General features: G+C 70.3%; 13 protein-coding genes. 9 read left to right on the top strand and 4 right to left on the bottom strand.

Features of this window, described 5'->3' with window-relative positions:
• Positions 1-104 precede the first annotated feature (104 nt).
• Complete coding sequence (locus NLX83_RS10165) at positions 105-1,082, top strand: SDR family NAD(P)-dependent oxidoreductase (protein WP_254234575.1); 978 nt, start codon at positions 105-107, stop codon at positions 1,080-1,082.
• A gap of 81 nt (positions 1,083-1,163) precedes the next feature.
• On the opposite strand, the gene NLX83_RS10170 is transcribed toward NLX83_RS10165, so the two are convergent.
• Genes NLX83_RS10170 through NLX83_RS10180 form a run of 3 tightly spaced genes read right to left on the bottom strand, consistent with a single transcriptional unit; the run spans position 1,164 to position 3,879 of the window.
• A complete protein-coding gene (locus NLX83_RS10170) occupies positions 1,164-1,976 on the bottom strand; it encodes a CPBP family intramembrane glutamic endopeptidase (RefSeq protein ID WP_254234576.1) in 813 nt (270 codons plus the stop codon).
• A gap of 14 nt (positions 1,977-1,990) precedes the next feature.
• On the bottom strand, positions 1,991-3,106 hold the full coding sequence (locus NLX83_RS10175; protein WP_254234577.1) for a hypothetical protein: 1,116 nt from the start codon (positions 3,104-3,106) through the stop codon (positions 1,991-1,993).
• 50 nt (positions 3,107-3,156) lie between these two features.
• The gene (locus NLX83_RS10180) at positions 3,157-3,879 is read right to left on the bottom strand and encodes a DUF2470 domain-containing protein (protein ID WP_254236162.1); all 723 of its coding nucleotides are present in this window, start codon (positions 3,877-3,879) and stop codon (positions 3,157-3,159) included.
• A 268-nt stretch (positions 3,880-4,147) separates the two neighbouring features.
• Between NLX83_RS10180 and NLX83_RS10185 the strand changes: the two genes are divergently transcribed.
• Entirely contained in the window at positions 4,148-5,143 is a 996-nt protein-coding gene (locus NLX83_RS10185; RefSeq protein ID WP_254234578.1) for a hypothetical protein, read from the top strand.
• A gap of 24 nt (positions 5,144-5,167) precedes the next feature.
• Entirely contained in the window at positions 5,168-6,238 is a 1,071-nt protein-coding gene (locus tag NLX83_RS10190; RefSeq protein ID WP_254234579.1) for a hypothetical protein, read from the top strand.
• On the opposite strand, the gene NLX83_RS10195 is transcribed toward NLX83_RS10190, so the two are convergent.
• Positions 6,196-7,398, bottom strand: coding sequence for a homogentisate 1,2-dioxygenase (locus NLX83_RS10195; protein WP_254234580.1), 1,203 nt, complete (start codon positions 7,396-7,398; stop codon positions 6,196-6,198). The two genes, NLX83_RS10190 and NLX83_RS10195, sit on opposite strands and share 43 nt — an antisense overlap.
• A 79-nt stretch (positions 7,399-7,477) precedes the next feature.
• On the opposite strand from NLX83_RS10195, the gene NLX83_RS10200 reads away from it, so the two are divergent.
• From NLX83_RS10200 to cydB, 6 genes are all read left to right on the top strand, one after another.
• A complete protein-coding gene (locus NLX83_RS10200) occupies positions 7,478-8,368 on the top strand; it encodes a hypothetical protein (protein WP_308209291.1) in 891 nt (296 codons plus the stop codon).
• On the top strand, positions 8,365-9,576 hold the full coding sequence (gene fahA / locus NLX83_RS10205; RefSeq protein WP_254234581.1) for a fumarylacetoacetase: 1,212 nt from the start codon (positions 8,365-8,367) through the stop codon (positions 9,574-9,576). The genes NLX83_RS10200 and fahA overlap by 4 nt, the downstream gene beginning before the upstream one ends.
• Positions 9,577-9,594: 18 nt before the next feature.
• Positions 9,595-10,224 (top strand): helix-turn-helix domain-containing protein, encoded by a 630-nt coding sequence (locus NLX83_RS10210; RefSeq protein ID WP_254236164.1) that lies wholly within the window; start codon positions 9,595-9,597, stop codon positions 10,222-10,224.
• A gap of 72 nt (positions 10,225-10,296) precedes the next feature.
• Positions 10,297-11,238, top strand: coding sequence for a sporulation protein (locus NLX83_RS10215; protein WP_254234582.1), 942 nt, complete (start codon positions 10,297-10,299; stop codon positions 11,236-11,238).
• Positions 11,239-11,349: 111 nt separating this feature from the next.
• The gene (locus NLX83_RS10220) at positions 11,350-12,834 is read left to right on the top strand and encodes a cytochrome ubiquinol oxidase subunit I (protein WP_254234583.1); all 1,485 of its coding nucleotides are present in this window, start codon (positions 11,350-11,352) and stop codon (positions 12,832-12,834) included.
• A gap of 11 nt (positions 12,835-12,845) precedes the next feature.
• Positions 12,846-13,853 carry a cytochrome d ubiquinol oxidase subunit II gene (gene cydB, locus NLX83_RS10225; RefSeq protein ID WP_254234584.1) on the top strand — a complete coding sequence of 336 codons (1,008 nt, stop codon included), beginning with the start codon at positions 12,846-12,848 and terminating at the stop codon, positions 13,851-13,853.
• Positions 13,854-13,867 lie beyond the last annotated feature (14 nt).

The following is a 13,867-nucleotide window of genomic DNA, read 5'->3' on the forward strand; positions in this document are numbered from 1 at the left end:
GATGTACTCCTGGTCAACCCAGGGTTTGACTACTCTCCGACCAGAGCGTGAAAGTAACCCACTGACGGGTGAACGAGGGCTCTTTCGCCGCTACTCTTCGACACATGACCGGCAGGGGCGTTCTCGAGCGCAACGTCGTGGTCGTGACCGGAGCCGGTCAGGGCCTCGGCAGGGCGATCGCGCTGGAATGCGCCAGGGAAGGCGCCGCGGTCGTGGTCGCCGACATGACGCGCGAGTCCGCGACGTCGGTCGCCGAGCAGATCTGCGCCGAGGGCGGCCAGTCGGCCCCCGTCTACGGCGACGTCACCGACTCCCGGGTGGCCGAACGCCTGGTGCGGGTGGCCACCGACCGCTTCGGCGGGCTCGACGCGCTGGTCAACAACGCGGACAACCTGCGGGCGGGCAACGGTCCGCGCGCCGCGGACACCGAGTGGGACGAGGTGGTCCGCGGCTACGTCAACGGCGGCTGCGAGCCGTCGCGGGCGGTCTGCCGGTACTGGAAGGACGCCCGCAGGCCGGGCCGGATGGCGCACACCACCTCGGCGCTGGGCTTCGGCGGGCGGGACGGCTACCTGGGCTACGGCGCGGCCAAACTCGCGCTGAGTTCGCTCTCGGCCATCGTGTCCATGGAAATGGCGCCGTTCGGCGTCACCAGTAATGTCATCGCCCCGGTGCGCAGAACACGAAATTTTGCCGCGTTGCCCCGTTCCGGTGATGGGGCGGGCGGGCCCGCCGCTGCCGCCCGTGACTTCGAACTTTTTACCCTCGACAACTGCGCCGCACTGGTGGCATTCTTGGTGTCGGAAGCTTCCGCTTACATCAGCGGAAAGGTGTTCGGCGTCCAGGAAAGCAATGTCGAGATCTACCAGTCCTGTGTCGCGGCCGCAGAAATCACCGCGGGCTCCCTGCGGTGGAGCGCTGACGAACTCGTCGGGCGAATTGATGAACTGTTTTTTGCGACCGGTATTCAGCCCGGAGCTGAATACCGGTCGGAAAGAATGCGTTACTACGACGTATTGGGACTTCCCTCGCCAAGTGGTCTGGCTCCGCCCAGTCAGATCACTCAAAGCCGATCGGGCTAGCTGCCTGCCCCTTCGGCTTCCGGCGGGCGGAGCGGTTACTCCTTGCCCCCCACCCAAGAGACCGCTCCGCCCGCCGTATACCTACGGCAGCCAGGGAACGACCCCTTTGAGCAGCGCGTAGCCGACGAACGCCACCGTGTCGATCAGCGCGTGCGCCGCCACCAGCGCCCACAGCCGCTGCGAGCGCTGCCAGAACCGGCCGTAGACCAGGCCCATCACGATGTTGCCGACGAACCCGCCGAAGCCCTGGTAGAGGTGGTAGGAGCCGCGCAGCACCGAGGACAGCAGCAACGATCGGTTCTCGCTCCAGCCGAGCTGGCGCAGCCGGGTGATCAGGTAGCCGACGACCAGCACCTCCTCGGCCCACGAGTTCGCGATCGCGGACAGGATGAGCACCGGGGCCCGCCACCACACGTCGTTCAGCGTGCTCGGCATGACCGTGAGGTTCAGCCCGATCGCCCGCACCACCAGGTAGAACACCAGCCCCGGTACGCCGATCAGCGCGGCGAGGCCAACCCCGGAGGCGAGGTCGCGGCCACGGCGCGTGCGATCGAGTCCGATGCTGCTCAGTCGAACACCGGCGCGGTAGAGCAGGTACACCCCGAGCGCGCCCCACGCCAGCAACTGCACCACCCCGAGCAGCTGGTAGAGCAGGTCGATCAGGCCCAGCTGGGAGCGCGAGACGTTGAGCGCGACCGACTGCTGGCTCAGCGGCACCGGCTGCATCAGCGAGTTCAGCAGGGACAGCAGGCTGCGCGCGCCGGAGAGCCCGAAGGTGATCGAGAAGACCAGCAGGACCTCGATGCCGACGGCTCGCCGCCGAGCCGGATCGGTGATCGTCTCGATGCCGTCCGGCCGGGCCGGTGTCAGCCAGGAGCGCAGGCGGTTGGTCACCAGCGCACGCTACTTCAGCTGGTGTTGGACCCCGTCCGCAGCCGCACGTCGCCCGCCGGGATCGAGCACGGCGCACCACCGGCGTTGGTCAGCCCGGCCGGGGTCAGCAGCCACGTGGGCAGCGCGGCGTCACCGGCGTAGGTGCGGCCGAGCTTGTTGTGGAAGAACCGGTTGTGGAACGAGGCGCACTCTCGGTTGATCTTGTTATTGCGTGCACAACCAAGGTCGCAGAATTCGTCCTCGTAGTGCGCGGCGCGGCCGGTGCGGTCGAAGTTGTTGTGCTCGATAACGTTGTAGCTGCTCACGTTGCGGACCTTGATCGGGTCCCCGGTGATCCACTCGAACTTGTTCCGGACGATCACGTTCGACGAACTGAAATTCGTCACGTACATGCCGTGGATGTACCCGCCGTTCGGTTCGGCGTTCTCCACGTGTTCGACCGAGTTGTTCTCGATCCGGTTGCCGGAGGAGTTGGTGAGCACCACCGCGCCGTAGCCGAACTCGGCGCCGGGCGCGTGCTTGCTGCCGAGGTTGCGCAGCACCATCCCGAACAGCAGGTTCCCGTTCAGCCCCTGGCTGCCGCGCACGCGGATCGGCGGGTTGTGGCTCTCGTCGCTGATGTCGCGCTCGGAGTCCCCGTAGATCGAGATCGCGCCCGAGGAGTACTCCTCGACCCGCAGGTAGTAGAAGCGCAGGCCGCTGTCGCCGCCGTTGTACAGCGGATCGGCCCGGTCCCTCGGCAGCCGCGGCTGGAGCCAGAAACCCTCGGGGTGCGCGGCGGTGTTGCGGAACACCGGTCGATCGCCCGGCGGCACGCCCGCGCCCTGCTCGTAGTCCGCGGGCATGAACGAGATCGTGTGACCGGGGATGTAGAAGCGCCAGTCGTGCATCGGCGCCGCCAGGTAGACGCCCTGTTTGATCCGCACCTCGACGTCGGTCTTCGGCCGGTGCTCGCGCAGCACCTCCTGCACGCGGGTGAGCGTGCCCACGGGTGTGCGCGCGGTGAGACCGTCGTTATGCGCCGGGGCTCCCGGAGCCATGTGCACGGTGAACGGGGGAGCCGCCGCGTTCGCCGGTGTCATCGACGTGAACGGCAGGGCGAGCGCGAGGGCCGCGACCAGCAGACGCATCCGGCTAGCGTCCAGGAAAGCGCTTCACCTAACAAGCGGCCATTGGGTAGTCAGTGACCGTGCGTCTGGGCCAGGAACGGGCAGCCGACCAGGCGGCGCAGCTCCTCGGCCAGCTGGCGCGCGTCGCCGACCGGCTGGGAGAAGGCCAGCCGGACGTCGTGGTCCCCGGTGATCGACTCCACCCGCAGCCGCAGCCCGTAGCGGTCCAGCCCGAGCGGGCGCACGTGCCCGCCGCGCAGCTCGTCCGGGATGTGCCTGGCCAGCTGCCCGACCACGTCGCCGTGCACCGACTCCAGGTGCCGCAGCCAGCCCGTCTCCATCAGGCAGAACGGATCGGGGCGCGCGTCGGCGAACTCGACGGGCTCCACCGACGCGGTCCCCTCCGCGTCGGCGAGCACCAGCGACGCCGGGACCAGGCGCAGCATCACCGCGCCGTGTCCGACGTCCAGCAGCCGGTGGTCGGGGCGCTTCTCGGCCACCGCGAGCGCCTCAGCCCGCGACTCCGCCGGGTCCAGCGCCTGGAGCCAGCCGGTGAGCCACAGCAGGCCCCGGACCGGTTCCCGCAACCGGACCGGGGCCGAGTCGGTGATCTCCAGCATCGCGGTGAGCTCGCCCCTCGGCGCCTGCCACGCCAGGCCGACCAGTTCGTGGTGCGCGGGCATCAGCAGCGCCGCCGTGCCGTCCGCGTGCACGTGGTGCAGCAGCGGCTCGACGCGTGTGGGATCTGCCTCCTGGGTCGGCATCAGCACCGCGGGCCCGCCCCGGGTGGCCATGGTCCGGGCCCGTTCCGCCGCGCTCGGCGCGGGTGCCTTCGTGGTCTCGACGTTCACGCTCACCTCCGACTTAGGTGAGCCTAACCTGTGTTCGGGGTAGGGGGAAGGGCCCCGTTCAGTGCTGCTGATTCAGGGGGTCCCAACCGGGCCTCCAGCGGCCACCATGGGGGGCGTGCACCCCAGCCAGGCTGCTGCGCAGTCCGTTCCGGTCCCCCCAACCGACCGTCCAGCGGCTGAGACACCGCACCTGCGGATGGCGATCCGGCTGATGAAACGGCAGCTGACGCACTGGTGGCTGCTGCTCGCCGTGCTCGTCGGCGGGGCGACCGCGGCCAGCGTCGCCGACGTCTCCGGCTACGTGCAGGCCGTGGTCTGGGTCTCGGTCAGCGTGTTCGTGGCGATGGCCATCGACCTGCTGCTGATGCTGGACGGCTGGACCCGCGCCACCGACCGGCTGCTGCCGGAGGGCACCTGGCGCCCGGCCACCGCGGAGCTGGAGCAGGCGGGCCGCAACACGCTGATGATGACCGTCACCGAGAAGGACGGCGACACCTTCCGGCTGCGCACCCTCGGCATGCCCGCCCTCATCCGCGAGGTGCTGGCCCGCACCAGGAACGTGTGGGTGGTCGGCCCGGACGAGAACGGCTGGACGGTGCTGGTCACCCCCGGTCTGCACGCGCCGCTGGGCGGGAAGCTGGAGAAGGGCAAGGCGCGCCCGGCGAACCCGGTGCTGCCGGAAGCCCCGATCACCGGCCCGGACGCCCCCGCCGCCGACGACTTCGTGGTCGCGGGCCAGGCGAAGATCAAGGCCGGGGCGACCGCGCGCGCTCAGGCCACCGCGGGCGCCGTTGTCGTGCTCGGCGTGATCGCGTTGGCCGTCGCCTGGCTCTTCGGCGGGCCGCTGATCGGCGCAGCGCTCCTGGCGCTGTGCGTGGTCGGCGCGGTGCCGATGTTCCTCGGCGCGCGTCCGCTGGCCGTGTGGAAGCCATTGCCCGAACTGCTCGCCGCGGGCACTTGGACACGGCTACCCGCGGCCATCGACGAGAACTGGCGGCCGAACGCCCGCGGCTACGCCGATGGCAGCGCCACGGTGCGGCTGCCATCCGGGCAGCCGGTGGCGGTGAAACTGCCCCTGGTCAGCTGTGATGTCGTCGAGTACACGCGGGCCACCGGCACGATGTGGTTCGCCGGAGTGCCGAAGCCGGGTTCGGCCAGCGCCATCGGAGTTCCTGGATATCCGCTGGTCGACCTTGCCCTTTTGTGAGCTGAACGGATTACCTTCATTCCCGTGACCCCGCCACCGCCGACCACCGGGCCCGCGTTCGAGCTGCGCTACCTCGACCTGGCGCTGCGCGCTGCCCGGCGCCAGCTCCGGAACCTCTGGGTGAGCGCCGCGGTGATGTGGGTGCTCAGCGCGCTCGCGCTCGCCTTCGCCGCCAGGCCGCTGGCCACGGTGGCGATCATCGTCGTCACGGCCATGTTCACCGGCTTCGCCGTCGCCCAGCAGGTGCTGGTCGGCCGCTGGCTGCACGCGGCCGCGCGGATGTTCGCCGCCGAACCGTGGCGGCCGGTCACCGTGCGCGCACTACGGGGCCGCTGGCTGGAGTTGGAACTGGAATCGGAGGACGTGGTCCACGTCCGGCTCGCGGTCGGCATGGGCTCGTTCCTGCAGGCCCTGGGGCGCGCCGAGCGGTTGTGGATCGTCGGGCCGGACAAGAACGGCTGGGTCGCGCTGCACCTCGCCGGTATGCGCGCCCCGTTCCCCGGGCGCATCGGGCAGCAGCCCGATGCGCCGCGCACGGCGATCTCCGCCTACGACCCCACGGCTCCCGCGTCGACCGACGCCGTCACCTCGGTGGCGGCCGTCGCCCTCGTCCGGCTCTCCCACCAGCTCTACCTGCCCGCGAAGATTGCGCTCTCGATCGCGCTCGGCGTGCTGATCCCGGTCGCGTGGACCGGCGAACTCGTGCTCGTGCCAATCAGCGCCGTCGCCGTGCTGATCGCGGGCGGGCTCTTCGTGCGAGCGCGGAAACGGCTGGCGGGCTGGCCGAAGCTCACCCAGCTGCTGGAAGCGGGCCCGTGGCAACGCGCGACGGCCGAGCTCGACGAGCCGTGGGAGCCGGGGCCGCGGGGCGCCGCCGACGCGACCGCGACGCTGACGCTCGCCAACGGGGAACAACTTCCCGTGCGGTTGCCGCTGCTGGGCGTCGATGTCGCCGAGTACATGCGGAACACCGGCACGGTGTGGATCGCGGGCGAGCCCGGGAGCACCTTCGCGGTCGGTGTCCCGGGCAGCCCGATCCTGGCCGTCGCGGATCAGCTCCAGTCGGGGCCCCGGCGCGCCCAGCTCCAGGCGTAGCGCGGGTCCTCGCTGGCCTCCGCCGCCTCGCCGAGGTTGAGCGGCCGGAACGTGTCGACCATGACCGCGGTCTCGTCGAAGCGCTCCGCGCCCAGCGACCCCTCCGCGGCTCCCGGCTGAGGCCCGTGCGCGCAACCAGAGGGGTGCAGCGACAGCGAGCCCAGGCCGATGCCGGAGCCCTTGCGCGCCTCGTAGTCGCCGCCCACGTAGAACATCAGCTCGTCGGAGTCGACATTGGCGTGGTTGTAGGGCACCGGGACCGCGAGCGGGTGGTAGTCGACCTTGCGCGGGCAGAACGAGCACACCACGAAGTTCGGGCCCTCGAAGGTCTGGTGCACGGGCGGCGGCTGGTGCACGCGGCCGGTGATCGGCTCGAAGTCGGCGATGTTGAACGCCCACGGGTAGAGGCAGCCGTCCCAGCCCACCACGTCGAAGGGGTGGTTGGCGTAGGTGAACCGCGTCAGGCCCGCACGGTGCCGCACGAGCACCGGCACGTCAGTGAGATCTGCCTCGGAGCCCTCGGCCAGCAACGGCTCGGTCGGCATGCGGAGATCACGCTCGCAGTACGGCGAATGCTCCAGGAACTGGCCCTTGGCCGACAGGTAGCGCTTGGGCGGGCCGATGTGCCCGGTCGCCTCCAGCACGAGCAGCCGCAGCTCCTGATCGCCCTCCGGCACGATCCGGTAGGTGCACGACGTGGGGATCACCACGTAGTCGCCGACACCGACCTTCAGTACGCCGTAGATCGTCTCCAGGGTGCCCGCGCCGGTCTGCACGTACAGCAGCTCATCGCCGAAAGCGTTGCGGTACAGGGGACTCGGCTCGTTCGCCGCGACGAAGCAGATCGCCACGTCGGCGTTGCCGAACAGCAACCGCCGCCCGGTCACCGCGTCGACGCGGTCCGGCTCGGCCCACTTCAGCTCCTGGGTGCGGAAGTGCCGCGGCTTCAACGGGAGGTTGGCCACGGTGCCGCCCCGGGTGTCCTCCACCAGCTCGGCGTTCACGATCGCCGTCGGCAGGAACCGGTGGTAGAGCAGCGCGGAGTCGGAGGAGAAACCCTCGACGCCCATCAGCTCCTCGGCGTAGAGCCCACCCTCCGGATTGCGGAACTGGGTGTGGCGCTTTCGGGGTAGTTCCCCAACCGTGCGGTAGTACGGCATCGCCTTTCCGGCCCCTTTCCGAGTGTCCGCAGAGCGGACATTTTTGTTCGTTCAGGTAGACACCACTAGCGTGTCAGGCGTGTCAAGCGTCGAGGAGCTCCGCGCGCCCGGTCCGCGCGGCACACCGCCCCTGCTAGCCCGACTGGTTGACGACGCGGCGCTGTTCCCACCGGGCGAAGCCCCGATGGCGGACGCGGTGCGTCACCACCTGGACTCCCGCTCGGAGAACTGGGCCGGAATGATCGGGTTGTTCCTCTGCCCGGCATCCCGGCTGCCCGAGCTGATCACCGAGCTGATCAAGGCGAAGCCGGCCAAGCCGGTCGGCCTGTCACTGGTGATCGACACGGGCCTCGGCGGTGTACCCAAGGCCGTATCCATCGTCGAATCGCGCAACGAGCTGCTGGCGTTGCGCATGGTCGAGATGCCCGCTCCATCCGACGTCGACGACGTCTGGCTGGAGCGCGTGTCCGAGTTCGTCCCCGAGGACGTGATCCGCGTCGTCGAACCCCGCCGTCCCGGCACCACCAACGGCACCATCAGCCACGAGGAGTGGTTGGCCAGCGTGCGCCGCGTCGCCGACCACGGCAGCTGGCCCAAACTGCGCTGCGGCGGCATGACCTCCGACGCGTTCCCGGGGATCAACGAGGTCGCCGACTTCCTCTCCGTCAGCAGCAGCGCGGGCGTGCCGTTCAAGGCGACCGCCGGGCTGCACAACGCGATCCGGCACGTCGACGACAACACCGGTTTCCAGCACCACGGCTTCCTCAACCTGCTCGTCGCCACCGCGCGCACCCTCTCCGGCGGGGACGCCAGGGCGGCGCTCGCCAGCGACGACCCGGAGGCGCTCGCCGAGGAGGCGGGCAACCTCTCCGAGGCGGCCGCCCACGCCGTCCGCGGTGTGTTCGCCTCCTACGGCTCGTGCTCGCTGACCGAGCCGGTCGAGGACCTGAAGGGACTGGGGCTGCTGTGACCTGGATCGAAGATCCGGCCTTCGGCGCAGACCAGCCCTTCGGCCCGCAGACGCTGCCGTACGGGGTCGTCGAGGCCCCGGAACTGGACGGACCGTCCGTCGCGGTGCGGGTCGGCGACCACGCGCTCCCGCTCCGGCCGATCGCGGGCTCCTTCAGCGACCGGCTCGCCGAGCTGGTCGCGGCCGGTTCGCTCGACGGCGTCCTGGCCGCCGGGCGCCCGGTGTGGAGCGAGCTGCGCGCGCGGCTGACCGAACTGGTCACCGCGGGCTCGGCGCCGCGCGGGGCGAAGCTGGTGCCGCTGAGCGAGGTCACCAACCGGCTGCCGTTCACGGTGGCCGACTACGTGGACTTCTACTCGTCGCGGCACCACGCGGAGAACGTCGGCCGGATGTTCCGGCCCGACTCGGCTCCGCTGCTGCCGAACTGGACCCACCTGCCGGTCGGCTACCACGGCCGCGCCGGGACCGTCGTGGTCTCCGGCACCGACGTGGTCCGGCCGCACGGCCAGCGCAAGGGTCCCAACGACCCCGCGCCCGCCTTCGGGCCCAGCACCCGGCTGGACATCGAGGCCGAGGTCGGTTTCGTCTGCGGCGGTCCGGTCACCTCGCGGGTCTCGGTGAACAAGGCGGCGGAGCACATCTTCGGCGTCGCGCTGGTCAACGACTGGTCCGCCCGCGACCTGCAGGCGTGGGAGTACGTGCCGCTCGGCCCGTTCCTGGCCAAGTCGTTCCTCACCTCGGTCGGCGCGTGGATCACCCCGCTGGACGCGCTGTCCCAGGCCAGGGTGGCGCCCGCGCCGATGGGCAACGAGCTGCACGACTACCTGGTGGAGGAGCAGCCGCTCGGGTTGGACATCCGGCTGGAGGTGCGGTGGAACGGCACGCTCGTCAGCCGCCCGCCGTTCGCGTCCATGGCGTGGACCTGCGCCCAGCAGCTCGCGCACATGACCGTCAACGGCGCCACCCTCCGCCCCGGCGACCTGTTCGCCTCCGGCACCGTCTCCGGCCCGGAGAAGCAGGAACGCGGCAGCTTCCTGGAGCTGTCGTGGGCGGGCAAAGAGCCCGTCGTGCTCGATGATGGTGCCGAACGCACCTTCCTTGAGGACGGGGACACCGTGGTGATCACAGCGACGGCACCGGGACCCGACGGCTCGGTCATCGGGTTCGCCGAGGTCAGCGGCACCGTGCTCGCGGCTCCGGTGGACTGATCCGTGTCCGCGGCTGGCGTGCCGAGAGAGAGCTCGCTGACCCTGGAGCGGGGCCTCGCCCTGCTCCAGGCGGTCGCCGACGCGGACACCGAGGCGCCCAGCATCAGCGATCTGGCGGCGGCGATCGGCGCCAGCCGCGCCGCCGTCTACCGGCTGCTGGTGCCGTTGCAGGCCAGGGGACTGGTGCGCAGGGAAGGCTCCCGCGTCCGCCTCGGGCTCGGCGTGCTGCGGCTGGCCGGGCGCGTCATGCCGCAGCTGCGCTTCGCCGCGCTGCCCGCTCTGCGCTCCCTGGCGGAGCGGGTCGGCGCGACCGCGCACCTCACCATCGCGGACGGCAACGAGGCGCAGGCCGTGGCGGTCGTCGAACCCACGTGGACGGCCTACCACGTCGCCTACCGCGTGGGCACGCGTCACTCGGTGCAGCGCGGAGCCGCGGGCAAGGCGCTGAACCTGCCGCCGGACGGCATGGGGTGGCTCGCGACCTCCGGCGAACTCCAGCCGGGCGCCTTCGGGGTGGCCGCCCCGGTGCGCGGCGTCGTCGGGCTGCGCGCGAGCGTCGGCGTGGTCTCGATGGAAACCCTCGTCAGCGACGAGGTCGGGCCGCTCGTGGTCGCCGCGGCGGCCGAGGTGGCCGCGGCCCTGAGGTGAACCGGGCACTTTGTGAAGCCCCGGTACGTTGAGCGACCGACAAGGCTGTTCCGTCCCGAAGAAGGGGATCTCGTGGTCTTCAAGAAGCTGCTCGGCGCGTTGGGCATCGGTGGCCCGTCCGTTGACACGGTGCTGTTCGACCCGAACACCCGGCCGGGCGGCGTCCTGAGCGGCGAGGTGCGCATCCAGGGCGGCGACCACGACGTGGAGATCGAGCACGTCGCGCTCGGCCTGGTCACGCGCGTGGAGTCCGAGCACGGCGACCACGAGCGCAACATCAACGCCGAGTTCCACCGCATCGTCGTCGAGGGCCGTTTCCGCCTGGCGGCCAAGGAGAGCAGGAACATCCAGTTCCAGTTCCCGGTGCCGTGGGAGACCCCGGTGACCGACGTCTACGGGCAGCGCCTGCCGGGCATGACCATCGGCCTGCGCACCGAGCTCGCGGTGGCCAGCGCGGTCGACAAGGGCGACCTGGACCCGGTGTTCGTGCACCCGCTGCCCGCGCAGGAGCGCGTTCTCGACGCCTTCGGCGAGCTGGGCTTCCGGTTCCGCCGCGCCGACGTCGAGCACGGCCGCATCGCCGGGCTGCACCAGCAGCTGCCGTTCTTCCAGGAGATCGAGTTCCTGCCGCCGCACCAGTTCGCCGGGCGGCTCAACGAGGTCGAGCTGACCTTCGTCGCCGACCCGCACGGCATGGCCGTGGTGCTGGAGGCCGACAAGCGCGGCGGCTTCCTCAGCTCCGGTCACGACGCCTTCGGCCGTTTCCAGCTCTCCCACCAGGACTCGATGAGCGCCGACTGGGCCGGGATGATCGACAACTGGCTGCACGAGGTGTCCTCCCGCCGCCAGTCCCACCACGGCGGGCACCACCACGGCGGCGGCCACCACGGCGGGGGCGGCATGGGCGTCGGCGGCATCGTCGCCGCCGGTGCGGCCGGTCTGGTCGGCGGCATGGTGCTCGGCGAGGTCTTCGACGAGGTCGGCGACTCCTTCTTCGGCGGCGACGAGGGCTGACCGCCCACCCCGCCCGCAGGACCTAGGTCCCGTGGGCGGGGGACCCTCGGTCGGGCGACTGAGGACGTGTTGACCTGCTGCTGACGGGGCCGGGCGGGGCACCGTTGGGGCGTGGACGTACTCGACATCGCCAGGTGGCAGTTCGGCGTCACCACCGTCTACCACTTCCTGATGGTCCCGCTGACCATCGGACTGGCCCTGCTGGTCGCGGTCATGCAGACCGCCTGGTACCGCACGGGCAAGCCCCAGTACCTGAAGATGACCAAGTTCTGGGGCAAGTTGATGCTGATCAACTTCGCCATGGGCGTGGTCACCGGCATCGTCCAGGAGTTCCAGTTCGGGATGAACTGGAGCGCCTACTCCCGCTTCGTCGGCGACGTCTTCGGCGCGCCGCTGGCGATGGAGGGCCTGCTCGCCTTCTTCGTCGAGTCCACCTTCCTCGGCCTGTGGATCTTCGGCTGGGAGCGGCTCTCGAAGCGCGTGCACCTCGCGTGCATCTGGGCGTTCTCGCTGGCCACCATGGCGTCGGCCTACTTCATCCTCGCGGCGAACTCGTGGATGCAGCACCCGGTCGGCATCGAGTACGTCAACGGCAAGCCCCAGCTGAACTCGATCTGGGCGTTGCTCACCAACTCCACCGTGCTCGCCGCGTTCCCGCACACCATCGCGGGGTGCTTCGCTGTCGCGGGCACCTTCCTCGTCGGCATCGCCGCGTGGCACCTCGCCCGCAAGCACCGCACTTCCCCTTCGGACGACCCCGACCGCAAGGTCTGGTTCGCGTCGCTGCGCCTGGGCAGCTGGGTCGGGCTCGTCGCGTTCGCGGCGGTCGCCTTGACGGGCGATCTTCAGAGCAAGCTGATGTTCGAGCAGCAGCCGATGAAGATGGCCGCGGCGGAAGCGTTGTGCCACACGGAAAAGCCCGCCGGGTTCTCGGTGTTCGCCTACGGCGACGTGCAGCGCGCGGACTGCGAGAGCGTCAAGAGCATCACCGTGCCCGCGCTGCTGTCCTTCCTGGCCAACGGGGATTTCTCCAGCGAGGTCAAGGGGATCGAGCAGCTCGTCGGCGAGTACAAGACCCGCTACGGCGCGAACTACCCGGTAGATCCGCGGCTCGGTGAACTGTCCGGCAAGCCGATCGACTACGTGCCGAACCTGCCCGTGACGTACTGGGGCTTCCGCCTGATGATCGGCTTCGGCGCGATCGCCGCCATGGCGGCCGCGCTGGCGCTCTGGCTGACCAGGCGCGGCCGGGTACCCCGGAGCAGGTGGTTCGCGCCGGTCGCGCTGCTGTCGATCGCGACCCCGTTCCTGGCCAACAGCTTCGGGTGGATCTTCACCGAGATGGGCCGCCAGCCGTTCGTCGTGGTGCCCAACCCCACCGGCGTCGACGGGGTGTGGATGTACACGGCGCAGGCGGTCTCGGCCGGGGTCACCGTCGGCGAGGCGCTGTTCTCGCTGATCGCGCTGACCACGGTGTACGGGGTGCTCGCGGTGGTGGAGGTCTTCCTGCTGCGGCGCTTCGTCCGCGCCGGGGTGGAGGGCGTGATGCCGCCCGATCGCACCCCTGACTCCGACGCGCTGGCCTTCGCCTACTAGGAGTGTCCACAGTGGACTTGCCGGTCATCTGGTTCGTGATCATCGCCCTGCTCTGGCTGGGCTACCTGTTCCTGGAGGGCTTCGACTTCGGCGTGGGCATGCTGCTGCCCGTGCTCGGCCGCGACGAGACCGAGCGCCGCGTGCTGATCAACACGATCGGTCCGGTCTGGGACGGCAACGAGGTGTGGCTGCTCGTCGCGGCGGGAGCGACCTTCGCGGCGTTCCCCGGCTGGTACGCGTCGCTGTTCAGCGCGGCCTACCTGCCGCTGCTGTTCGTGCTGCTCGCGTTGATCGGGCGGGGCGTGGCGTTCGAGTACCGCGGCAAGGTCGATTCGCCGCGGTGGCGCCGCAACTGGGACCGTGTGATCGTCATCGGCTCGTGGGTGCCCGCGCTCGGAGTCGGGCTTGTGTTGTCCACCAACGTTTTCGGGCTTCCGTTGGATGCCCGTGGCGATCGCGTCGGCTCGGCCTTCGCGGCGTTCCAGTGGCCCGCGCTGCTCGGTGCGGTTGCCGTGGCGGGTTTCGCGCTCGTGCACGGCGCGGTGTTCCTGTCGCTCAAGACCGACGGAGAGATCCGCCATCGGGCGCGGTCGTTGGCGCTTCGCGTCGCGCCTGTTGCTTTGTTGCCGTTGGTGGCGCTGTTGGTTCTCGTGCAGTCGCGCGAGGGCTTCACGTGGACTCTTGTTCCCCTGATGTTGGCGCTCGTCGCGGTCGTGATTGCGCTGCTGCGCCTGCGCGTCGGGCGTGAGGGGCAGGCGTTCGCTGGGCTCGGCATCGCGCTCGCTTTGTCGGTCGTCACGCTCTTCGGCGCGCTGTTCCCCGATGTTCTTCCGTCGACTCTGGATGTCGCGAACTCGCTCACCGTGCGCAACGCCGCATCCAGCCCCTACACGCTCGGGGTGATGAGTTGGGTCGCGCTCTTCGGTACCCCGGCCGTTCTCGTGTACCAGGGCTGGACGTACTGGGTGTTCCGGAAACGCATCAGCACCGCGCACATCCCCCCGGTGCACGTCCCATGAGCGCATCTCCCCCC

This window comes from Allokutzneria sp. A3M-2-11 16, assembly GCF_024213555.1.
Lineage (GTDB): Bacteria > Actinomycetota > Actinomycetes > Mycobacteriales > Pseudonocardiaceae > Allokutzneria.

Excerpts from the sequence above, each read along its gene's own strand:
- NLX83_RS10185 (WP_254234578.1), top strand. The coding sequence starts at position 4,148 with ATGAAACGGCAGCTGACGCACTGGTGGCTGCTGCTCGCCGTGCTCGTC.
- NLX83_RS10175 (WP_254234577.1), bottom strand. The coding sequence starts at position 3,106 with ATGCGTCTGCTGGTCGCGGCCCTCGCGCTCGCCCTGCCGTTCACGTCG.
- NLX83_RS10165 (WP_254234575.1), top strand. The coding sequence starts at position 105 with ATGACCGGCAGGGGCGTTCTCGAGCGCAACGTCGTGGTCGTGACCGGA.
- NLX83_RS10195 (WP_254234580.1), bottom strand. The coding sequence starts at position 7,398 with ATGCCGTACTACCGCACGGTTGGGGAACTACCCCGAAAGCGCCACACC.
- NLX83_RS10180 (WP_254236162.1), bottom strand. The coding sequence starts at position 3,879 with ATGGCCACCCGGGGCGGGCCCGCGGTGCTGATGCCGACCCAGGAGGCA.